Genomic DNA, 21,630 nt, shown 5'->3' with positions numbered 1-21,630 from the left:
ATGACGGCCCGCATGAAGCTCACCCTGAGCTACGCGGGGATCGTCGTGGTCTCGGGACTCCTGCTGCTCGCCGCCGTGGGGCTGTTCCTGCTCCGCTACGTGCCCGACGTGCAGTTCGTCACCAACATCGCCGAGCACGTGCCCAACCGGTCCGACCTGATGCGGGCGTTCGTGCCCGTCGCGATCCTGGTCATGATCGTGCTGCTCGCCATCGGCTGGGCGGGCGGCTGGTGGCTGGCAGGGCGGATGCTGGCTCCGCTGAACCGCATCGGCTACGCGGCGCAGCTCGCCGCGCAGGGATCCCTGTCGCACCGCGTGGCTCTGGAAGGGCCGCGCGACGAGTTCCGCGACCTCTCCGACGTGTTCGACTCGATGCTCGACCGGCTCGAGCAGAACATGGCAGAGCAGCAGCGCTTCGCCGCGAACGCCTCGCACGAGCTGCGCACGCCCCTGGCGATCTCGCAGACCATGCTCGACGTGGCCCGCGCCGATCCCGACCGCGATGTGGACGAGCTGATCGACCGCCTGCAGGAGGTCAACGTCAGGGCCATCGAGGTCACCGAGGCTCTGCTGCTGCTCAGCCGCGCCGATCGTCGGGCGTTCACCCGCGAGATCGTCGACCTGTCGCTGCTCGCCGAGGAGGCCGCCGAGTCGCTGTTGCCGCTGGCCGAGAAGCGCGGGGTCGCCATCGACGTCGCGGGCGATGCGGCGATCGTGCTCGGCAACCCCGCACTGCTGCAGCAGCTGATCATGAACCTCGTGCACAACGCGATCGTGCACAACCTCGCCGCCGACGGCGCCGTCACGGTGCGCACGCACACGCAGGAGCGGGCGCTCGCCCTGGTGGTGGAGAACACCGGCCCCCACCTGCCCCCGCACGTCGTCGCCGCTCTCGCCGAGCCGTTCCAGCGCGGAGCCGAGCGCGCCCGCGACGCCGACCACGTGGGCGTCGGCCTGGGGCTCGCGATCGTGCAGCGCATCGCGGAGGCCCACGACGGCTCCCTCGTGCTGACCGCACGCCCCGGCGGCGGCCTGAACGTGACGGTGTGGCTCCCGCATCCGCTCCCCTACCCGCTGCAGGGGCACCCGGTCGCGTGAGCCCGCGGGGTCACCAGGGGCTGGGCTCGTAGTCCTTCAGGAACACGCCGTGGATGTCTTCGCCGGCCTCGCCGCGCACGATCGGGTCGTACACGCGGGCGGCGCCGTCGACGAGGTCGAGCGGGGCGTGGAAGCCCTCCTCCGCCAGGCGCACCTTCGTGAAGTGCGGGCGCTCGTCGGTGATCCAGCCGGTGTCGACGGCGGTCATCAGGATGCCGTCGGTCTCCAGCATCTCTCCGGCGCTGGTGCGGGTGAGCATGTTCAGCGCGGCCTTCGCCATGTTCGTGTGCGGGTGACCGGGGCCCTTGTAGCGGCGGGAGAACTGCCCCTCCATCGCCGAGACGTTGACCACGTACTTCCGGTGCGCGCTCGACGCCGCCATCGACGGACGCAGGCGGCTGATCAGCAGGAACGGCGCCGTGGTGTTGCACAGCTGCACCTCGAGCATCTCCAGCGGGTCGACCTGGTCGACCGACTGCACCCAGCTGTTCACACGGTTGACGTCGGGCACGAGCCCGCCCGCGTCGATCGCGGTGCCGTCGGCGTGCTTCTCCAGCGACGAGGACCCTGGAGCCATCGCGAGCCGGGCGAGGTCCTCGGCCGTGAGCGCCTGACCGCCCTGCGCGGCGACGGTGCCGCCGAGGGCAGCGACCGAGAGCAGCGGATGCGCGTCCACCGAGGCCTGCAGGGCCTGCGGGTGCTGGTCGTTCGTGTGGCCGAACGTCTCCATCTCCGGCAGCGGTCCGTCGGGCAGCGGCTGCAGCTCGGCATCCGCCAGCAGCGAGTACGCACCGGGCGAGCGCCGCACGGTCTGCGCGGCGTTGTTGATGAGGATGTCGAGGGGCCCCTGCGCCGCGACCGAGTCGGCGAGACCGATCACCTGAGCGGGGTCGCGCAGGTCGATGCCGACGACGCGCAGACGGTGCAGCCAGTCGGCCGAGTCCGGCAGTGCCGAGAATCGGCGGACGGCATCCCTCGGGAAGCGCGTCGTGATCGTGGTGTGCGCGCCGTCGCGGAGCAGCCGCAGCGCGATGTGCATGCCGATCTTCGCGCGGCCTCCGGTGAGCAGCGCGCGCTTGCCGGTGAGGTCGGTGCGGGCGTTGCGCTTGCCGTGACTGAACCGTGCGCAGTCGGGGCAGAGCTGGTGGTAGAACGCGTCGACGAGCGTGTACGGCTGCTTGCAGATGTAGCAGTTGCGCGGCTTGATGAGCTCGCCGGCGATCGGGGCGTCGACCACGCTCGTCGCGAGGTCGTTGCCGCGGGTCTCGTCGTCGATGCGGTCGGGGGCGCCCGTCGCGGTGCGCGCGACGACGGCTTTGTCGGCCTCGGCGATCGCATCGCGGATCTCCTTGCGACGCACGCGCTTGACGGCCTTGAACATCGCGGCGGTCGCGTGGCGCACGGCCACGAAGTCCGGATGCTCGTTGTCGATCTCGTGCAGCTCGGCCAGCACTCGCAGCGTGGTCGCGAGATCGTCGGGGTCGACGCCCGGTCCGAGGAGGTCAGCGGGGTCGGGGGCATCGGTCATTGTGCTGATTTTACGCGAGTGTCCTGGGGGCGGCATCCGCTCCCGTCGCGAATGATCCCGATATCCGCTCCGAATACCGGGAGTTCTTGCGACGGGAGCGACGCGACGCGTCAGGCGTGCTGACGGCGGAGCGCGGTGAGCACGGTGCCGTTGGCGCCCGCCCATCCGCCGAGCGTCGCCGGGACGATGGGCGGAACACGATGGAACGTCGCCCGCTCCCGCACGTAGCGCTCGGCGAGCGTCACCAGATGATGCGGCGCCTGGGCGAGCCCGCCGCCGATCACGATGCCCCCGGGGTCCACGACCGCGCAGAGCGTGAGGATGGCTTCGGCCAGAGCCGACGAGGCACGGCGCACGATCGCGGTCGCCGCGCCGTCGCCCGCCGCGAACGCGTCGAGCAGCGCCTCCGGTCCACCACGGCCACCGGCATCCGCCCACGCCGCATCGAGCGCGGGGGCTCCGATGATGGTCTCCAGGCACCCGCGGCGACCGCACGAGCACTCGCCGCCCATCGGGTCGATCGTGACGTGTCCGAGCTCCCCCGCCGACCCGTGGGCACCCGTGACGACCCGTCCGTCGACCACGTGCGCGCCGGCGATCCCGGTGCCGAGGGCGAGCACGAAGACGTCATCGATGCCGGCGCCCGCGCCCCACGAGGCCTCGGCGACCGCCGCCGCGTGCCCGTCGTTGATCACGTCGACCGGCACGCCGAGCGCGGACTCGAGCTGGCGGCCGAGGGGGGCTCCGTCGAGCGCGGGGATGTTGGTCGACCGGATGACGACGCCGTTCTCCTCGTCCACGATGCCGGGGATCGAGAGCACGAGGCGGGCCAGGGAGTGCTCGCCCGTCACCGTCTCCGCGATCGCCGCCAGCGCCTCAGCCGGCGAGGCGGTGGGCGTCGCGTTCCTGCCGCGCGCGAGCGGCGTCGGCGGCTGCGACATCGACGCGTCGGCGCTGGCGAGGAGGTGCTTGACGCTGGACCCGCCGACGTCGAGCCCCAGCACGACCGCGGTGCCGCGGTCGCTCATCCTGCCCCTGCTCCTATGCGCGTCGGAGGCGAGCGCCGTCACGGGGCGGTCACCCGGGCGGCCGCTCGGGCCTCCCGTCGCAGCGCCTGCTTGTCCGGATCGGGCACGGGGACCGAGGCCAGGAGGCGACGGCTGTAGGGATGCTGCGGAGCCAGGAGCACGTCGTCGGCCGAACCGGTCTCGACGATCTCGCCCTTCAGCATCACGGCCACCCGGTCGGAGATCTCGTGCACGACCGCGAGGTCGTGGCTGATGAAGAGGCAGGCGAAGTGCATCTTCTCCTGCAGGTCGCGCAGCACCTCGAGCACCGCGGCCTGCACCGAGACGTCGAGGGCCGAGGTCGGCTCGTCGGCGATGATGAGCTCCGGCTCCAGGGCGATGGCGCGGGCGAGGCCGATGCGCTGACGCTGTCCGCCCGAGAGCTCGTGCGGGTACCTGGTCGCGTAGTTCGCGGGGAGTTCGACGGCGTCGAGCAGCTCGGCCACGCGGGTGCGGCGCTGCGCGGCGGTCGTCGGCATCTTCCGCCGCTGCACGAGCATCGGCTCGGAGATCGCCTCTCCCACCGTCATGCGCGGGTCGAGGCTCGACCCCGGGTCCTGGAAGATCGCTCCGACCCTGCCGCGCAGCTCGCGCTCACGCCGCCCGGAGACGCCGCCGCGGCCGACCTTCTCGCCGAACAGCGTCATCCCGCCGCTCGACAGCGGCAGCAGCCCCAGGGCGGCGCGGCCGAGCGTCGACTTGCCCGAGCCGGACTCGCCCACGAGACCGACGATCTCGCCGGGGGCGATGCTCAGGCTCACGCCGTCGAGCGCGAGGAAGGGCCGTCCGCCGCGACGATAGGTCACGCTGGCGGCATCCAGTTCGAGCACGGCGTCGGCGAGCTCGCGCTCGGGCTCCCGCTCCACGACGCTCGCGGCGTCGGGCAGCGAGGGCACGGCGCTGAGGAGCTTCTTCGTGTAGTCCTCTCGGGGCGCGGTGAGCACGGTGCGGGTGTCGCCGACCTCGACCATCGTGCCGCGGAACATCACGGCGACCCGGTCGGCGATGTCCGCCACGACGCCCATGTTGTGCGTGACGAGGAGGAACGCGGTACCCGATTCGGCCGCGAGGCGGCGGATGAGATCGAGGATCTCCGCCTGCACCGTCACGTCGAGCGCTGTCGTCGGCTCGTCGGCGATGATCAGCTGCGGCTCGCACGAGAGGGCGATGGCGATGACGACGCGCTGACGCTGACCGCCGGACAGCTCGTGCGGATAGCTCTTCGCCCGGCGAGACGGATCGGGGATGCCGACGCGTCCCAGCATCTCGACCGCGCGCTCCCACGCGTCGGCCTTCGAGACGCCGCCGTGGTTGAGGATCGCCTCGGTGATCTGATCGCCGATGCGCATGCTCGGGTTGAGCGCGGTCATCGGCTCCTGGAACACCATCGAGATCTCGGCGCCGCGGATGCCGTTCATCTCGGCTTCCCTGAGCGGAAGGAGCTCTCGTCCGGCGAGGCGGATCGAGCCGGTGACGGCGGCCGTGCGCGGCAGCAGCTTGAGGATGGCCATCGCCGTGACGGACTTGCCCGAGCCGGACTCGCCGACCAGCGCGAGCACCTCGCCGGGTCGGACCTCGAGGTCGATGCCCTTGACGGCATCCACGGCGCCGTCCTCGGTGCGGAACGTGACCTTCAGATCGGAGATCTGCAGCAGTGCGTCGCTCATGCGGCACGCCCCTTCACGTCGAAGAAGTCACGGAGTCCGTCTCCGATGCTGTTGAACGCGCAGACCGTGAGCACGATGCAGAAGCCTGCGGGGAAGATCAGCCACCAGGCGCCCGCGTACGTGTACGTGATGCCGCTCGTGAGCATGGCGCCCCAGTCGGTGGCCGGCTTCTGCAGCCCCATGCCGAGGAACGAGATGTAGGCGACGAGCAGGATGGCGTCGGCGACCTGGAACGTCGCGTTCACGACGATCGTGCCGACCGTGTTGGGCACGATGTGCTTCAGCACAGCACGGGAGTGGGTGCCGCCCATGGCCCGCAGCGCGAGCACGTACTCCCGCGACTTCAGCGAGATCGATTCGGCGCGCACCAGACGCGCGGGGACGAGCCAGGACACCAGCCCGATGACGCAGATCATCAGCGGGACGCTCGGACGCAGGATCGCGGAGAGGATGAGCAGCAGGAAGGTCGCGGGGATCGCGATGCCCGCGTCGACGACGCGCATCATCACGGTGTCCACCGCGCCGCCCACGTACCCGGCGATCGCTCCCCAGAGGGTGCCGATCACGGTCGCGAGGACCCCGGCCGCGAGCCCGATGAGGATCGAGATCTGTCCGCCGACCATCAGGCGACCGAGCACGTCGTAGCCGACGTCGTCCGTGCCGAGGGGGTGCCCGGCCGAGCCGGGCGGCAGCATCGTGCTGCGCAGATCGGTGTGGATCTGATCCGTCGGATGGATCAGCGGCCCCACGAAGCAGAAGAGCAGGAACAGGGCGATGGTCACGATCCCGAAGACCGCGAGCGTGTTCTGCAGGAAGCGGCGCATGCCGCGCTGGCGCGGGGTCAGCGTGCGCATCACGATGGTCGTCGTGCTCACGAGAGCTCCTCTCGGGTGCGCGGATCGAGCAGCGCCTGGATGATGTCGGCGAGCAGCGATCCGATGACCGTCGCGAGCGCGATCACCAGGATGCAGCCGATCAGCACGGGGTAGTCGGAGGTCTGCGCCGAGGTCCAGAACAGCAGGCCCATGCCGGGGTAGTTGAAGAGCGATTCGACGACGATCATGCCGCCGAACATGACCGGCAGGTAGTAGCCGAGCATGGCGATCACGGGGGTCAGGGAGTTGCGCACCACGTGACGGGTGATCACCACGGGGATCGGCGTGCCCTTCGCCCTGGCGGTGCGGACGTAGTCCTCGGAGAGGTTGTCGATGGTCGCGGAGCGCATGTAGCGGGAGAACGTCGCGATGATGCCGAGCGCCGCGGTCAGCACCGGCAGCACGAGACCCGCGGGATTCGCCAGCACCTCGCCCACGGTCTCGCCCTGCGGCGCCTGTGCCGGCACGAGCCGCAGCCACTGGGCGAACACGATCACCAGGATGAGCCCGAGGAAGAACGACGGGGTCGAGTAGATGATGAAGTTCCAGGTGGTCAGCGCGTAGTCGGCCGCCTTGCCGCGGCGCACGGCCTGGAAGATGCCCATCGGGATCGCGATGATCAGAGCGAAGATCATCGAGATCAGCGCGAGGATCAGCGTCTTCGGCAGGCGCTGGCCGATGGCGTCGGCCACGGGGCGGTTCAGCTTGAACGAGTCGCCGAGGTCGCCCTGGACCAGCTGCCCGAGGAAGTTGAGGTACTGCTGCCACAGGGGCAGATCGAAGCCGTTCTCCTTGTTGAAGGCATCGATCTGCTCCTGCGAGGCCTGCATGCCGAGGATGCCGGCTGCCGGCCCCTGCGGCATGGCGAGGTGGAGCAGCGCGAACACGATCAGCGTCACGATGAGGATGACGATCACGCCCTGGCCGACCCGTCGCAACAGGTACCACCAGAACCGCGGGCCGCCGGCCCTCTCCTTCTTCTGCTGCGCGTTCTGCGCCGCTTCCACCACGCTCATGTCACCTACTCGTTACTTGGCCCAGGACCAGCGCTGCGGCAGGAACGACGCACCCGGGTCCTGGTGGGCGATGTCGAGTCCGTCGCGGACGACGGAGACCTGGTAGACCGGGTTCGGCATCCACATGACCGGGAGGTCGGTGGCGAGGAACGCGGAGTACTTCTTCGCGATCTCGGGGTCGGTCGAGAAGGCCATCGCCTGCACGAGCTCCTCCGCCTCGGGGTTGTCGTACTGGCCCGCGTTCCACTTGGTGTCCTTCGCGAAGACGCGCTCACCGGTGGCGTAGGGCGGGAAGTACCAGCTGCCGGCCGTGCCGAAGAAGACGAGCTCCCACGTGCACGCGCTGCCGGTCTTGCACTCCTGCGCCTGGGTGAGGACGGTGTCCAGCGGCTTGGAGTCGATCGTCATCTTGACGCCGATCTTGCCGAGCGAGGACTGGATCTCCGCCATCATGTTGTCGGTCTCCTGCGAGCCGTTCTGCGTGGTGACGACGATCTCCGCCTTCGCACCGGCGGCGATCCCCTCACCGCACTGGTCCTCGCCCGCGCCCGCCTCGGCGCACTCGAGGGTGCCGTCGGATCCCTTGACCCAGCCGTGGTCGGTGAACAGCTTCTCGGCCTTCTTCAGGTCGAACGGGTACGGGTTGTCCTTCTGCACGTCGGAGAGTCCGTTGGAGTCCGCCGTCTGCGGGATGGGACCGTAGTCGGGCGTCGCGGCGCCGTGCCAGACGACGTCGGAGATGCTCTCCTGGTCGACGGCGTGCTGCAGCGCCTGGCGCACGTAGAGCTGCTTGTAGAAGGAGCCCTTCTCGGGGTTGGCGAAGTTGTAGGGCATGTACGTGATCGACCAGCCGGCCCACGGCTCGATGCTGTAGCCGAGGTCGGTGAACTGCTTCTCGTTGGTGAGCTGCGAGCTGGTCACGTAGCCGTAGTCGACGTCACCGGAGCGCACGACGTTCATCTCGGCGTCCGCCGAGGTGAACGGCAGGAACTTGACGTTGTCGATGCTCGGCTTGTCCTCGCCGGTGTACTTCTTGTTGGCGGTGAGCTCCACGAGGCCCGAGTCCGACCAGCTCTTCACCGTGTAGGGACCGGCGACGGTCTTCCACAGGTCGTTCGAGGCGTAGGTCTTCATGTCCTCCGCCTCGGAGAAGAGGTAGTCCAGCACGTCGGCCGCGCCCGCGGCGTCGCGGTCGTGATCGCCGATCTCGCCGTCCGCACTCGTCTTGTCCCACACGTGCTGGGGCATCGGGTACATGAGGCTGAGCTGGTTGCCGAGGAGGAACTCCTCGTTGTACACCTTGTCCATCGTCAGCGAGAACGTCTTGTCGTCGACGGTCGTGAACTCGACGATGTTGTCGGGCATCAGGCCGGCCGAGTAGCCGCCGGTCTTCTCGCCGTTGAAGCGCACGAGGTTGTACCAGAACTCGACGTCGCGCGAGGTGACGGGCGTGCCGTCCGACCAGTCGAGGTCGTTCAGGGTGATGGTGATGGTCTTGCGGTCCTCCGAGAACTCGTAGGACTTCGCTGCGGACGCCTTCTTGTCCCAGCCCATCTCACCGTCGACGCCGTTGTACTCGAACAGACGCGGCCACATCGTCGCCTTGATGGCGCTGTTGTGCGTGGCCATCTTGTCGGGAGACGAGATCGGCAGGATCCAGTTGGGACCCGTTCCCACCTGGAGCGCGAAGCTGACCGTGTCCTTCTCGCTCGCCGTGCCGTCGCTCGTGGCTCCGGCCTGGCAGGCGGTCAGGGCGAGCGTCGCGACGGCGAGCGCACCCAGGGGGGCGAGCAGCCTGCGACGCAGCGACTGAGATCGCATGTAAACCTCCTCGTTCACCGCCTCGTCACCGAAGCGTTCGTCCAATTTAAGACGCACTTTGAATCATGCACGAACTAAGTTAGTCACAAAAGTCGATCTTGTTACGTTTGAGTAACTAACTTGCTTCGCTGTCGAAACAAAGAGGAGCGGCCCTCGTCATCCCACCATCTCGGCGGTCAGGTCGGGTGCGGCGTCGAACGCGTCGAACGGATGCATCGGCCGCTGGATGCGGTGGTGCCCGAGGCGCTCGAGGTCCTGGTCGACGCCGCCGGGGGTGAGCGCCAGCGTCCATCCGCGCATGATGGCGTAGAGCTCGGGCTCCAGGTAGCCGATCTTCGTGACGACGATCTGCGCCGCGACCGGGTCGAGTCCGATCGAGGTGAAGTCGGAGACGTCGTGGTACGCCTTGCGGTACTCGGTGACGATCACGTGGAGCCCGCCGACCCGGATCACGGCGATGCCGCCCGCATCCTCATCGCCCTCGTGCAGGCTGTGCAGCACCCCGTCGACCAGGACCGGCCCGTGCGGACCGCTGTCGACGCGCGCGCCCACCTCGACGGACACCCGCTCCCCCACCGTGCAGCCGCGAAGGATGTCCAGCGCGCCCTTGTCGAACACCGACGCGCACAGCGTCACCGGCGCATCGTCCGCGGTGAGCTCGGGCTTCTGCAGCAGCTGGGCGAGCGTCCAGGTCACGTCGCCCGTGCCGCCCGCGCCGGGGTTGTCGCCCGAATCGCTGATGAAGTACGGGGTGTCGGTCGCGGCCAGCCCGGCAGCGACCCCCTCGTCGAGCGTGCCGGGAGGGCCGACGAACTCGAAGTCGTCGCGCACGTCCCAGAACGCGCGACCGAGCTCCGACGCGGCAGCGGACGTCGCCTCGTCATCGGTGCCGGTCACGACGACCGTGGCGTGGCAGCGGGGCTCATCGGCCCAGGCGTAGCCGATCCAGATCGCCGCGTCGGTGACGCCGGGGCGCGACTCGATCTCGGGGATGCGGGCATAGAGGCTCCTGGCGGGCTCCACGCGGGTGCTGGTCTTCTCGCCGGGCAGCAGGATGGGCACGCGCACCCAGGCGCGACGCGGGGTGACGCCGCCCTCGAGCGCCTCGACCAGGTTGCGGATGGCGCGGTCGCGGGTCTCCCACGTGTCCTCGTGCGGCGCCAGTCGGTAGCACGTGATGATGTCGACGTTCTCGATCAGGGCACGCGACACGTTGCCGTGCAGATCCATCGATGCCGAGACGACGACGTCCGCGCCGATCACCTCGCGGATCGCGGTGATCAGGTCGCCCTCGGCATCGTCCATGCCCACCACGCTCATCGCCCCGTGGATGTCGAAGAAGAGACCGTCGAGCCGCCCACCGTCGGCCACGAGTTCGCGCAGCCCGTCGCAGATGCGCGCCTTGATGGCGTCGTACACCTCGCGCAGCACCGCGCCGCCGGGGATCGACCGGGCGTAGTACACCGGCAGCCACTCGGCCCTCTCCGTGAGCTCTCCTTCGCGCAGTGCGTCGTAGCGCGTGACGAGGTCGTCGCCCTCGATGCGGAGGAAGTCCCGCTCGCCTGCTCGGTGCGGCGAGAAGGTGCTGGACTCGATGGCCATGCCGGCGATGGCGATGCGCGGGAGCGGTGAGGTCTCGGTCATACTCCGAGTCTAGAGTCGCTCTCGAATCAAGATAAGCCACTTGCTGCTACCGGCATCCGACTTATGCCGATGATCGAACTACTGAGTGACGAGACGCAGCTCCTCGTCGATTCCGGCGGGGTCGAGCAGCCGCTCCAGCAGCTCCCAGGCGACGCCGCGGGCGCCCGCCAATGCACCGGCGCGGCTCACGCCGATCTCCAGAGCGTCCGTCGACATCGGGAGGCAGAGGGTGAACAGCGCCTGTCGCACCCCCGCCACGAAGGCATCGGCCGTGGCCAGACGCCCGCCCAGAGCGAGCGCCTGGGGGTTGAAGAAGTTGATGATCGTCGCGAGCACCTCGCCCGTGCGGGCACCCGCCTCCCGCAGGGCGGAGGTGGCCTTCGGGTGCGCGTCCTGCGCCAGCGCCAGCACGTCGTCGAGCGTCTCCACCGCCGCACCCGCCTCCCGCAGCGCATCGACGATCGCCGCCCCGCTCGCGACCACGTCGAGGCAGCCGACCCGACCGCACGAGCAGATGATGGGCGGTGCGTTGTGCAGGGCGACGTGGCTGATGTCGCCCGCGACCCCGCGGAAGCCGCGGTAGACCGCACCGTCGAGGATGATCCCGCAGCCGATGCCGCTGCCCGCCTTCACGAACACCAGCTGCTCCTGCTCGCCGCCGCGCTCGATGAACTCGCCGACGGCCATCGCGTTCGCGTCGTTGTCGATGAGGAAGGGGAGCCCCGTGGTCTTTCCGAGGACCTCTCCGACGTCGACGCCGTTCCAGCCCGGCATCCGCATCGGCGCGAGCAGGCGCGAGGTGCGCGAATCCACGGGACCGGGGAGGCTCATCGCGATGCCCTCGATCGTGAGGCCGCCGTGCTCCTCCGCCAGTCCGCGAGCGTGCTCCCACACCTGGTTCACGACGCTCTCGACACCGTCGAGGAGCGACACCCGGGCGACGGTCGAGGCGACGACCTCCGCCCGACGATCGAAGAGCGCGACGGTCGCGTGCTGCTCGCCGAGATCGACGCCGACGACGACGCTGCCCCCGGCCTTCACCGTGAGCACGCGGGGCCTCCGCCCGCCGCGCGACACGCCCTCGCCGTTCTCCTCGATGTAGTCGTGGGCGATCAGCGCCTCGATCCGGAGCGCGACGGTCGACGGGGAGAGCCCGGTCAGCCGGGCGAGGTCGGCGCGCGACTGCGCCGCTCCCGTGCGCACGAGCCGGAAGATCTCACCCTCGGAGAATGCGGTCTGGGTCGCCGGCGCCACGGTGTCCTCGAATCATCTTGTTTCGGTGGTCAAACAAAGATACTCCCAGGACCGCACAGTGTCACCCCGTACGACACGGGGTGACACACGTGTTCAGGCGATGCCGCCGCCGTCGACCACCAGGGCCGAACCCGTGACGTAGGAGGAGTCGTCGCTCGCGAGCCAGACGACGGCCTGGGCGACCTCGCTCGGCTGCCCCATGCGGCGCAGCGGGCGATCGGCGGCCTCCGCGAGGAACGACGCCGTGTCCTGCCCGAGCTGACGGGCCTCGTCGCTCAGCATCCCGGTGTTCACATCGCCGGGGTTGACCGAGTTGACCCGGATGCCGGCGGGGCCGTGGTCTATCGCGAGCGCGCGGGTCATGTTCACGACCGCGCCCTTCGAGGCGCAGTAGGAGATCGCCTGCCCGCCACCCTTGAGCCCCCAGCCGGAGCCCGTGTTGATGATCGAGCCGCCGCCCGCGGCCTCCATGATCGGCACGACGTGCTTGCACATGAGGAAGATCGAGCGCACGTTCACGCCGAACACGCGATCCCACTCCTCGACGGTCGTCTCCACGGCGGTCGTGCGGCGGATGATGCCGGCGTTGTTGAAGACGACGTTCACGCCCCCGAGCTCTGCGACGGTCGTGGCGATGACGCGCTCGATGTCGGCCTCGCTGGCGACGTCGGCGGCGATCGCGACCGCGGCTCCTCCGGCCGCGCGGATCTCGGCGGCGACGGCCTCCGCGGCCTCGGCGTTCAGATCGACGACGGCGACCGCCGCCCCCTCCGCGGCGAGCGCGAGCGACGTGGCGCGGCCGATGCCGCCCGCGCCGCCGGTGACGATGGCCTTCTTGTTCTCGAGACGCATGATGTTCCTTTCAGAGGGTGTGGGAAGAGGCGACGGCGTACAGGCTGCTGGTGCCGACGCCGGTGGTGATGCGCACGTGGCCGGAGAGGCGCGCGTCGAGCGCGGCGTCTCCGGTGTCGACCAGCAGCGGACGTCCGCGCAGGTCGATGATCTTCTGCTCGGGGGCCACGACCATCAGAGGTTCGTCGCCGAGGGAGCGGATGACGGATGCCGAGAGCTGCTGATTGCCCCGGCCGAGCAGGAACCCCTGGCCGCCGATCACGGTGACGACGGCCTGGGCGGGCCCCGCGGCGGTCTCGGCGAGAAGCTGCTGCTCGCTCGCGCCCGCCACCGTGACGGCGCCGTCGAGCACGACGTCGACGCCGAGCGGGGTGCCGACGACCCCGAGCAGACGGGCGACCTCGGCCGTGGTGCCGCCGGGGCCGAGCAGGTAGCGGACACCCGGCCGCATGCGCGCGACGGCGCCTCTCGCCGCGGCCTCGACGGCGGCGGCCTCGCTCGCCGGGGTCGGCGCCTTGCGGGCCTGGGTGCGGCCGCGGCGCACCGGAACCCGCAGGAATCCGTGCAGCACCGGGTCGACGCGTGCGCGCCGCAGCGCGGCCTCGTCGATGTCGAGCACCTCGCGCTCCTCGGTCGGCAGCACGCCCTGCGCCACCCAGTCGGCGGCGATCGCCCCCGCGGCGGCCGGGCTCACGGCGAACACCGGCGAGTACATCTTCACTCCGGCCGGGATGCCGAGCACCGCCGGCATCCGTCGCGCGTCCGAGAGACCGAGCCCCGCGACGGCGTCGCGCAGCGTCCCGTCCCCGCCCACGACGAGGATCAGTTCCGCGCCCGCCCTCGCCACCGCCTCCACGGCACGCGCCGTGTCCGCGGCATCCGTGTCCTCGGTGTCGCCGTCGAGCGAGTACACGACGCGGGGCACCAGGGCGGCGGCGCGCACGGCGTCGGCGCCCATCGGGCCGGCGGCGGTCAGGACGACGAGGGACGGATGCCGGGCGGCCAGCACCGCGAGGGCTGCGGCCGTGCGCTCCTGCACGCGCGAACGGGCGCCGCGCGCGAGGGCGAGGCGCTGCACGTCCGCGCCGTCGGAGCCGGCGAGGCCCGCGGGCCCGCCGACTCCGGCGACAGGGTTGACGACCAGTCCGATCACGTCGCGTCAGGCCTGCGCGGCCAGCTCCGCCGCACGCCGTCCTGAGCCTGCCGAAGGGTACTTGCGCTGATACGCCCGCCAGGTGATGGCCCAGCGCTCGGGGTCGTCGAGATCGTCGTGATGCGTGTGGTGCACGGTCTGGTTGTGCGGGGCCGTGCGCACGACCTCCGGGGTCTCCCTGGCCTCGCGCGCCACCTCGGCGAGCGTGGCCGCGTACTCCTCCAGCTCCGCCTTCGAGTACGACTCCGTGGGTTCGAGCGTGAACGGCTGCGGCACCACGTAGGGGTGGTGACTCGTCCAGTAGTGCATCCCGAAGTCGGTCATGCGGATGCCGATCTCCTCCGACGAGACGCCGGTCTCCTCGAACAGCTCCTCCCACGAGTAGCGCACCTGCTCGATGCGGCGGCGGCCGGTGGCATAGGGGGCGGAGGCCCCGGGGATCGCCAGCACGAGCGACATCAGGTAGTTGTTGTTCAGCACCGCGGTCTCGGCGGCGGCGAGCAGGCCGGGGGCGCCGAGCGCCATGATCCACGAGTACGCCTTCACGAGCGCGGGGATGACGCCGTAGAACGGGGCCACCGCGCCGATGGACTGCTCGCCCGCCTCGGAGACGGCGAACGTCCCGTCGTCCTCCCGCACCACACGGGGTCCGGGGAGGAAGGGCGCGAGCGCCGCCGAGACCGCGTTGGCGCCGGAACCCGGTCCGCCGCAGCCGTGCGGCGTGCCGAAGGTCTTGTGCAGGTTGAAGTGGCACACGTCGAAGCCGGCGTCACGGGCGCGGGTGATGCCGAGGATGCCGTTGGCGTTGGCCTGGTCGTAGGAGGCGAGGGCGCCCACGGCGTGCGCGGCATCCACCCACTCCCTGATGGCCGGGTTGTAGATGCCGGTGTCCTCGGGGTTGGTGACCATGATCGCCGCCGTGCGGGGGGACAGCGCGGCCTTCAGCGCGTCGAGCGAGGGGTAGCCGTCGGCATCCGGGTAGACCGTGATGACCTCGTAGCCCGCGGCCTTCGCGGCCGCCGCGTTCGACGGGTGGCTGAAGATCGTGGTGATGACCTCGCGGCGCTGCTCGCCCTCGCCGTTGGCCTCGTGGAATCTGCGGATCATGGCGATGTTCGACCAGATCGCGGCGGATCCGCCCTGGGTGTGCAGGGAGACCTCGTCCATCCCGGAGATCTCGGCGAGCATCCGCTCCAGCTGCCAGAGGATCTCCAGCACGCCCTGGGCGTCGGCCGGGTCCTGATGCGGGTGCATCGCGGTGATCTGCGGGGCGCCGGCGAGCTGGTCGTTGATCTTCGGCGCGTACTTCATGGTGCACGTGCCCTGGCCGATGTCGACGTTGAAGTCGGCGCCGAGGTTCTCCTGCGACAGGCGCAGGTAGTGCTTGAGCACGCGCATCTGGCCCATCTCGGGGAGCTTCGCGGCCGACGGGCGACGCAGGGATGCCGGGAGCTCCGCGACCACGTCTCCGACGGCCTCGCGGATGCCGGGCTCGACCTGCGAGACGAGCACTCCGCGCTCACCCGGGGTGGACAGCTCGAAGATGATCGGCTCGTCCCAGCGGGCCTGCTGGAAGCGCCGCAGCGCGGGCTTCGGGGCGACGGGAAGTGTCACTTCGGCTCCTCGATGACGGTGGCGGATGCGGTGACCTCGGCGAGCGCCGCGGCCAGGGTGTCGATGTCGGTCTGGGTGGTGAGCTCGGTGACGCACACCAGCAGGCGGCGCTCGCCCACGACGACGCCGGGCTCGATGCCCTTCGCACGCAGTGCGGAGACGACATCGGATGCCGGGACCGGCAGGGTCACGGTGAACTCGCGCAGGTGCACGGCGTCGTCGTCGAGCGCGACGCCGGGGATCGCGGCGAGCGTCTGCTGCGCGTAGCGGGTGCGGGCGAGGAGGGTCTCGCCGAGCTCGGCCATGCCGGCGGGGCCCATGAGGGCGAGGTAGACGCCGGCGGCGATGCCCCAGAGGGCGGCGGCCGTGCCGACCCACTCCTTGCCGTCTTCGCGGTGGGCGAAGGAGGTGCGGTCGTAGGCGACGTCGCCGAATCCGTACTCGCCTGGGACGTCGGTGGACTCCAGTCCGAAGAGCCGCGAGGGCATCTCCATCACGAACGTCGGGTCGTCGTGCACGGCGATGAACCCGCCGTGGGCGCCGCCGAACCACTGGTGCAGGCCGAGCGACTGGATGTCACCGGTGACGATGTCGGCGCCGTGCAGCGACGGCGGGGTGAGGATGCCGTAGCCGATCGGGTCGGTGCCGACGACGACCACGGCGCCGGCGGCGTGCGCGGCATCCGCGATCTCCTGCAGCGAGGCCTCGACGGCGCCCGTGACGCTGGGCGTCTCGACCCAGACCGCCGCGACGTCGTCGCCGAGCGCGGCGCGGATCGCGGCGACGTCGCCCGTGCCGTTCACGGTGGGCACGTGCTCGAGGGCGAGGTGCGCGCGGACGTAGTCGTGCACCTTCGACAGCTTCGCCGGCAGCACGTCGCTGACGACGAGCACGCGGGGCCGCCCGGTGATGCGTCCCGACATCGTGAGGCCGGTCGCGGTGGCCTGGTAGCCGTCGTAGGTGGGGACGTTCACGACGTCCATCTCCAGCAGCTCGGCCATCAGCGACTGGTACTGGAACAGCGCCTGGAAGCGGCCGTGGTCCTCGTAGGGCTCACCGGCGTAGGCGGTGAGGAACTCGCTGCGGCCGATGACCTCGTCGACGACCGCCGGCACGTAGTGGTTGTAGACGCCGGCGCCGAGGAAGCTCAGGCGCTCCTGCGTGGAGCGGTTCCTGGCGAGCAGCCCGCGCACGTGACGCGCGAGATCCTGCTCGGCCACGAGCGGCGCCGGCAGGTCGAGCGGGCGGCCGAGGCGCAGGGACTCCGGCACGTCGGCGTAGAACTCGGAGACGTCGGCGGCGCCGACGGCGGCGAGCATCGCGGCCCGCGACTCCGGCGCCGTGTTGGGGATGTACGGATGCACGAACGGCTCGGTCATGCGTCCTCCTTCGCGGTCGGGATGAGGGTGGAGAAGGGGATGGTCTCTGCACGGGGCGCCGCGAGCACGGCGACGCCGTAGCGGCCGAGGTCGAGGCGGCCGGAGTGGTGGATGCCGGTGAGCAGGTCGGTCGCGTCTCCGGGGAGCGCGAACGCCACCGGGCTCTGCCCGTGGTTCAGGTAGAACGTGTAGTCGGTGGTCTCGTCGGCGCGGGTGACGACCTCGACGTCCACGTCGGTGTCGTCGCGGGCGGGGAGGCCGGCGCCGATCAGCACGTCGCGGAACACCGGCAGCATGCTGTCGTGCTCGAGCATGGCGCTGAGGTACCAGGCCGCGCCGGTTCCGACCGGGCGCCGGGTCACGGCGGGGAGCCCGGCGAGCTCGCCGGAGGAGTACGCACCGCGCACCTCGACGTCGGCATCCGCCTCGATCCATTCGCTCCAGCTGGGCGCCGTGAGCGTCTCGCCGGCGTAGTCGACCGTCTCGGTCAGTCCGTCGGCGATCGGCCACTGCTCGTCGACCTCGACGCCGAGGAGGTCGCGCAGCAGGCCTGGCGCGCCGCCGTCGTGCACCTTCTCCGTCGCGTCGACGACACCCGAGAAGGGGCCGACCACGAGGTGCCCTCCGCGCTCGACGAAGGCGCGGAGCGCACCGGCCTGCGGCTGCTCGATGATGTAGAGGTTCGGCACCACGACCACGTCGTACTCGTCGAACGGCCCCGTGGCGCGAACGGCATCCGTCGGCTGGCCGAGCGTGTGGAGCGCGCGGTGCCAGGCCCGGGCCTGCTGCGCCCACTGCAGGCGCTGTGAGGGGAGGGATTCGAGGGCGCTGGAGCCCCACCAGGAATCCCAGTCGACGACGAGCGCGACTCGGGAGCGCACGCGGGTGCCGCGCACGGGCTCCAGCTTCTTCAGCTCGAGTCCGAGCGCCCTGGTCTCCTGGAAGCTGCGTGACTTCTCGCCGCGGTGGCCGAGCATCGACGAGTGGAACTTCTCCTGGCCGTACTTGGCCTGGCGCCACTGGAAGAACATCACCGCATCCGACCCGTGCGCGACGGCCTGCAGGCTCTCGACGCGGATCTTGCCCGGCGCCTTGGGCACGTTGACGTCGCGCCAGCTGGTGGCGGATGCCGACGACTCCAGCAGCAGCCACGGCTGTCCGCCCTTGAGCGAGCGCATGAGCCCGTAGTTCAGGGCGGCGCCGACGTGCGAGGTCGGGTCGGCGGGCTCGGGGTAGGCGTCGTCGGTCACGACGTCCTCCGCCGCCGCGAAGTCCCAGTAGTCGAGGTCGCGGAACATGCTCATGAAGTTCGTCGTCACGGCGATGTCGGGGGTGACCTCGCGCAGCACGTCGATCTCGATCTGGAACAGCTCCAGCAGGGCGTCGGAGGAGAACCTCTCGAAGTCGAGGAGCTTGGTGGGGTTGATCGGCCCGGGCGCCTTCTTCGGGGTCTCGATGTGCTCCCAGGAGGTGTAGCGCTGACCCCACACGTTCACGCCCCACGCCTCGTTGAGTCCGTCGAGGTCGCCGTAGCGGTTCTCCAGCCAGCGGCGGAAGTGAGCGGCCGACTCGGGGCACCAGCAGCGCGAGGTGTGGTCGCCGTACTCGTTCGAGATGTGCCACAGGGCGAGCCCGGGGTGCTCGCCGTAGCGCTCGGCCATGGCCCGCGTCATCCGTGCGACGTTCTCGCGCCAGACGGGAGACGAGGGGCAGTACGTCTGGCGGGAGCCGAACTCCAGCCGGTGCCCGTCGGCGTCCCAGGGCGCCATCTCGGGGTGGGCGCGCAGCAGCCAGGAGGGCGGCGTCGCGGTGGCGGTGGCCAGGTCGATGCGGATGCCGGCCTCGTGGAGCAGGTCGATGATGCGGTCGAGCCATCCCCAGTCGTAGACGCCGGGCTCCGGCTCCAGCTGCGGCCAGCTGAAGATCGGCAGGCTGACCATGTTCACGCCGGCCTCGCGCATCAGGCGGATGTCCTCATGCCACGTCTCCTCCGACCACTGGTCGGGGTTGTAGTCGCCGCCGTAGGCGAGCGCGTCGATGCGGACGCGTCGGATCGGCTGGTCGGATGCGGGCACGAGGGCTCCTCTCTGAGTCATCTGCGGCGGACTCTGGTGCAATTCGCCTGTCCGCTGTATTCTGTATACACCACAGTAGATCGTCGTACCGGAGCCGTCAACCCATAGGCTGACGGGCAGGGGCGACGCAGAAGGGGGATGCCATCCATGGCCATCGAACGCAAGAACCTGCGCTCGCAGGTCCGCGAGGAGCTCCTGACGCGGATGCGGGCAGGTCTCGTGCAGCCCGGCGAGGGCATCAACGAGGTGCAGCTCGCCGGTGAACTCGGAGTCAGCCGCACACCCCTGCGTGAAGCGCTGATCGCCCTGGAGTCCGAGGGGCAGATCGAGAGCGAGAACGGCAAAGGCTTCCGATTCGTGCCGCTCAGCGCCTCGGAGTTCCGCGACCTCGCCCCCGTCATGGCGGCTCTCGAGAGCCTGGCCCTCGAGCTCAGCCCGCTCGACGAGCTGCAGGCCATCGGCGCGCGGCTCAAGGAGATGGCCGATGCGTTCGCCGACGAGCTCGTCGAGCACCAGCTCGTCATCACCAAGGACGACGAGTGGCACAGCCTCATGCTGTCGGCGTGCCCGAACCAGCGTCTCCTCGACGTGATCGAGAGCGTGCGCAGCTCCTTCCACCGGTACGAGTCGCTGCTCGTGCCGGAAGACGTCAAGGTCGAGCGCGTCGCCGCGGAGCACGCCGAGATCGCGAGGCAACTCGCCGCCGGTGACGTCCCCGCCGCCATCGTGGCACTGAAGGCCAACTGGACGCACGGCATGCAGCGCATCCTCGACAACGCATCGAGCTCGTACTTCACGGCGTGAGCTCCCTCCCTCTCTCCTCCCCGCGTTCCCCGCACTCAGGTCGCAAACCTGGCTCCGAAACGATGGCATTCACGACCGGGTTTGCGACCGGAACCCGAGCGACAAGCGTCAGCTCAGGCGGACGGCGAGGTCGACGAACAGCGCAGCCGACCAGCCGAACGCCGTGGTCGCGCGCTCGGCCTTGAGCCCCGTGTGCGGGTTGAAGTACTCGTGCGGGCCGCCGCCGTGGATCACGAGGGCGACGGTCTGCTCGCGCAGCTCCCGCGCGCGCTCCAGGTACCCGGAGGCCTCGAGCCCCTCAGCCACGAGCACGCTCGTATTGACCCAGATCGGTCCCCGCCACATCCGCTCCGGCGAGAAGTCCGGGTCGGATGCCGCGACGGTGGGCAGGCCCCACTCCAGGGCGAACCGGGACGGATCGTCGACGGCCGCGCGCAGCGCCTCGGAGACGGGAGCCGGGAGCGTGCCGGTGAGCAGCGGCAGGAGTCCGACGACCGTGTCGCTGTGCAGCACCTCGCCGCCAGGGGCGCCGAGGGCTCCGGGGATCGCCCCACCGCCGTACGCGAGGAAACGGCTCTCCTCCGACGACCACATCGTCAGCAGGAGCTCCTGCGTGCGGGCCGCGCGCTCGCGGAAGCGCGTGACGTCGACGCCGGGCTCGTACCGCTCCAGGAGCGCGGCGATCTCGAGGTCCTGCCGCACGAGATAGGCGCCGAGGTCGGGAGCAGCCGTGGGCAGCGGTCCGTCGAAGATGGGGCTGTCGTCGAGGCCGGAGGAGTAGGGATGCCCGTACTCCGGCATCCCGTCGTGATCGAGGTCGCTGCCCACGAACCACCAGTCCTGCGAGCGGATGACACGGGCGAGCTGGGTGCGCGCGTAGTCGGGGTCGTCCTGCACGGCGAGCACCGTGCGCAGCGCCCAGGCCGCGAGCGGAGGCTTGGTCAGCGGCACCGGCGCGCTCGGATCGGCGATCTGCGACCCTGCCCTGCGCAGGTTCGCGCGATCGCTCTCGGGCAGGTCGTCGCTCGTCGCGAGCACCCCGTGCTCGTGCACGACATCGGGCAGCTGACCGTCGGGCTGCGGGAACCGGAACGCGAGGTCGAGCTGCTCGCGCGCCAGCTCCGGGTCGCCGTGACGCAGGCCGACCGCGATGAAGTAGGCGTCCCACTGCCACAGACCCACGTAGCCGATCTTCGACGGGACGATCGCGCGGGCATCGCCCAGAGACGGCAGCTCGACGATGTTCGCTCCGAGCACCCACCAGCAGAACGCGGTCATCTCCTGCAGGTCGTCGCGCACGATCGGGCACGTCGCGAACCACTCGTCCCAGACGGATGCCGTCGCCGCGAGCGCGGCCGCGTGGCCCCCGCTCTCCACGGAGACGGTGCGGTCGGCCGCGATGCGCAGTCGGATGCCGTCGCCCAGCGGATGCTCCTCGACGGAGCCGTCCGGCCGCACCAGACGCACGCGCGCGCCCGGCGCTCCGCCGAGGCTCAGCGCCGATGGGCCGTCGAAGGTGAGCGTGGCGTCGCCCTCGAACCGCACGCGCCCAGGCAGCACATCGGCCACCGGAAGCACCGCGCCCTCGGCATCCGTCACGACGATCGCATCCAGCACCCGGCACTCCGACAGCCGCTTCTCGTACTCCGAGGTGTGCACGCGCACGCCGTCTCCGTGCTCCGCGCGGAACACGAGCACGCGCGAACGCGGCAGGGTGAAGGGCGCGGAGACGAGGTCGAGATGGCGGGCGGCGTGGGCGGCCAGGTCGGCGGCATCCGTCATG

At 70.4% G+C, this 21,630-nt stretch carries 16 protein-coding genes; 2 read left to right on the top strand and 14 right to left on the bottom strand.

The features are described from left to right. Window positions 1-1,098 (top strand): sensor histidine kinase, encoded by a 1,098-nt coding sequence (locus ACFY5A_RS06655; protein WP_387232544.1) that lies wholly within the window; start codon window positions 1-3, stop codon window positions 1,096-1,098. A gap of 10 nt (window positions 1,099-1,108) precedes the next feature. Here the strand turns inward: ACFY5A_RS06655 and ACFY5A_RS06650 are convergent, their stop codons facing one another. From ACFY5A_RS06650 to ACFY5A_RS06590, 13 genes are all read right to left on the bottom strand, one after another. Further along, entirely contained in the window at window positions 1,109-2,626 is a 1,518-nt protein-coding gene (locus tag ACFY5A_RS06650; RefSeq protein WP_387232540.1) for an SDR family NAD(P)-dependent oxidoreductase, read from the bottom strand. 110 nt (window positions 2,627-2,736) lie between these two features. Continuing rightward, window positions 2,737-3,654 (bottom strand): ROK family protein, encoded by a 918-nt coding sequence (locus tag ACFY5A_RS06645; RefSeq protein WP_387232537.1) that lies wholly within the window; start codon window positions 3,652-3,654, stop codon window positions 2,737-2,739. A gap of 38 nt (window positions 3,655-3,692) precedes the next feature. After that, window positions 3,693-5,360, bottom strand: a complete 1,668-nt coding sequence (locus tag ACFY5A_RS06640; RefSeq protein ID WP_387232534.1) for an ABC transporter ATP-binding protein — start codon at window positions 5,358-5,360, stop codon at window positions 3,693-3,695. Then, window positions 5,357-6,235, bottom strand: coding sequence for an ABC transporter permease (locus ACFY5A_RS06635; protein WP_387232532.1), 879 nt, complete (start codon window positions 6,233-6,235; stop codon window positions 5,357-5,359). The genes ACFY5A_RS06640 and ACFY5A_RS06635 overlap by 4 nt, the downstream gene beginning before the upstream one ends. Next, window positions 6,232-7,251, bottom strand: a complete 1,020-nt coding sequence (locus ACFY5A_RS06630; RefSeq protein ID WP_223587301.1) for an ABC transporter permease — start codon at window positions 7,249-7,251, stop codon at window positions 6,232-6,234. The genes ACFY5A_RS06635 and ACFY5A_RS06630 overlap by 4 nt, the downstream gene beginning before the upstream one ends. Before the next feature lie 12 nt (window positions 7,252-7,263). Further along, window positions 7,264-9,072 (bottom strand): peptide ABC transporter substrate-binding protein, encoded by a 1,809-nt coding sequence (locus ACFY5A_RS06625; protein WP_341940604.1) that lies wholly within the window; start codon window positions 9,070-9,072, stop codon window positions 7,264-7,266. A 156-nt stretch (window positions 9,073-9,228) separates the two neighbouring features. Continuing rightward, on the bottom strand, window positions 9,229-10,716 hold the full coding sequence (locus tag ACFY5A_RS06620; RefSeq protein ID WP_387232529.1) for a M81 family metallopeptidase: 1,488 nt from the start codon (window positions 10,714-10,716) through the stop codon (window positions 9,229-9,231). A 78-nt stretch (window positions 10,717-10,794) separates the two neighbouring features. Continuing rightward, window positions 10,795-11,970 carry an ROK family transcriptional regulator gene (locus tag ACFY5A_RS06615; RefSeq protein WP_386948912.1) on the bottom strand — a complete coding sequence of 392 codons (1,176 nt, stop codon included), beginning with the start codon at window positions 11,968-11,970 and terminating at the stop codon, window positions 10,795-10,797. A 93-nt stretch (window positions 11,971-12,063) separates the two neighbouring features. Then, entirely contained in the window at window positions 12,064-12,822 is a 759-nt protein-coding gene (locus ACFY5A_RS06610; protein WP_341940607.1) for a glucose 1-dehydrogenase, read from the bottom strand. A gap of 10 nt (window positions 12,823-12,832) precedes the next feature. Next, on the bottom strand, window positions 12,833-13,975 hold the full coding sequence (locus tag ACFY5A_RS06605) for an ATP-NAD kinase family protein (RefSeq protein ID WP_387232526.1): 1,143 nt from the start codon (window positions 13,973-13,975) through the stop codon (window positions 12,833-12,835). Between the two features lie 6 nt (window positions 13,976-13,981). Continuing rightward, window positions 13,982-15,589: an aminomethyl-transferring glycine dehydrogenase subunit GcvPB gene (gene gcvPB / locus ACFY5A_RS06600; RefSeq protein ID WP_341940609.1), complete on the bottom strand. Its 1,608-nt coding sequence runs from the start codon at window positions 15,587-15,589 to the stop codon at window positions 13,982-13,984. Beyond that, window positions 15,586-16,968: an aminomethyl-transferring glycine dehydrogenase subunit GcvPA gene (gene gcvPA / locus ACFY5A_RS06595; RefSeq protein ID WP_387232523.1), complete on the bottom strand. Its 1,383-nt coding sequence runs from the start codon at window positions 16,966-16,968 to the stop codon at window positions 15,586-15,588. The genes gcvPB and gcvPA overlap by 4 nt, the downstream gene beginning before the upstream one ends. Continuing rightward, entirely contained in the window at window positions 16,965-19,043 is a 2,079-nt protein-coding gene (locus tag ACFY5A_RS06590) for a beta-galactosidase (RefSeq protein WP_387232520.1), read from the bottom strand. Before ACFY5A_RS06590 ends, gcvPA begins: the two co-directional genes overlap by 4 nt. 147 nt (window positions 19,044-19,190) lie before the next feature. Here ACFY5A_RS06590 and ACFY5A_RS06585 point away from each other — a divergent pair, with 147 nt between their 5' ends. Then, on the top strand, window positions 19,191-19,847 hold the full coding sequence (locus tag ACFY5A_RS06585) for a GntR family transcriptional regulator (protein WP_341940612.1): 657 nt from the start codon (window positions 19,191-19,193) through the stop codon (window positions 19,845-19,847). A 108-nt stretch (window positions 19,848-19,955) separates the two neighbouring features. Here ACFY5A_RS06585 and ACFY5A_RS06580 read toward each other — a convergent pair whose 3' ends face one another. Further along, the gene (locus tag ACFY5A_RS06580; protein WP_387232517.1) at window positions 19,956-21,629 is read right to left on the bottom strand and encodes a hypothetical protein; all 1,674 of its coding nucleotides are present in this window, start codon (window positions 21,627-21,629) and stop codon (window positions 19,956-19,958) included. Between the last annotated feature and the right edge of the window lies 1 nt (window position 21,630).

This window comes from Microbacterium sp. NPDC012755 (assembly GCF_042901325.1).
Classification (GTDB): Bacteria; Actinomycetota; Actinomycetes; order Actinomycetales; family Microbacteriaceae; genus Microbacterium; species Microbacterium natoriense.
This window is presented reverse-complemented; position numbering and strand designations above follow the sequence as displayed.

Coding starts and splice junctions, on each gene's coding strand:
- ACFY5A_RS06655 (WP_387232544.1), top strand. CDS start 1: ATGACGGCCCGCATGAAGCTCACCCTGAGCTACGCGGGGATCGTCGTG.
- ACFY5A_RS06650 (WP_387232540.1), bottom strand. CDS start 2,626: ATGACCGATGCCCCCGACCCCGCTGACCTCCTCGGACCGGGCGTCGAC.
- ACFY5A_RS06645 (WP_387232537.1), bottom strand. CDS start 3,654: ATGAGCGACCGCGGCACCGCGGTCGTGCTGGGGCTCGACGTCGGCGGG.
- ACFY5A_RS06640 (WP_387232534.1), bottom strand. CDS start 5,360: ATGAGCGACGCACTGCTGCAGATCTCCGATCTGAAGGTCACGTTCCGC.
- ACFY5A_RS06630 (WP_223587301.1), bottom strand. CDS start 7,251: ATGAGCGTGGTGGAAGCGGCGCAGAACGCGCAGCAGAAGAAGGAGAGG.
- ACFY5A_RS06625 (WP_341940604.1), bottom strand. CDS start 9,072: ATGCGATCTCAGTCGCTGCGTCGCAGGCTGCTCGCCCCCCTGGGTGCG.
- ACFY5A_RS06620 (WP_387232529.1), bottom strand. CDS start 10,716: ATGACCGAGACCTCACCGCTCCCGCGCATCGCCATCGCCGGCATGGCC.
- ACFY5A_RS06610 (WP_341940607.1), bottom strand. CDS start 12,822: ATGCGTCTCGAGAACAAGAAGGCCATCGTCACCGGCGGCGCGGGCGGC.
- gcvPA (WP_387232523.1), bottom strand. CDS start 16,968: ATGACCGAGCCGTTCGTGCATCCGTACATCCCCAACACGGCGCCGGAG.
- ACFY5A_RS06585 (WP_341940612.1), top strand. CDS start 19,191: ATGGCCATCGAACGCAAGAACCTGCGCTCGCAGGTCCGCGAGGAGCTC.
- ACFY5A_RS06580 (WP_387232517.1), bottom strand. CDS start 21,629: ATGACGGATGCCGCCGACCTGGCCGCCCACGCCGCCCGCCATCTCGAC.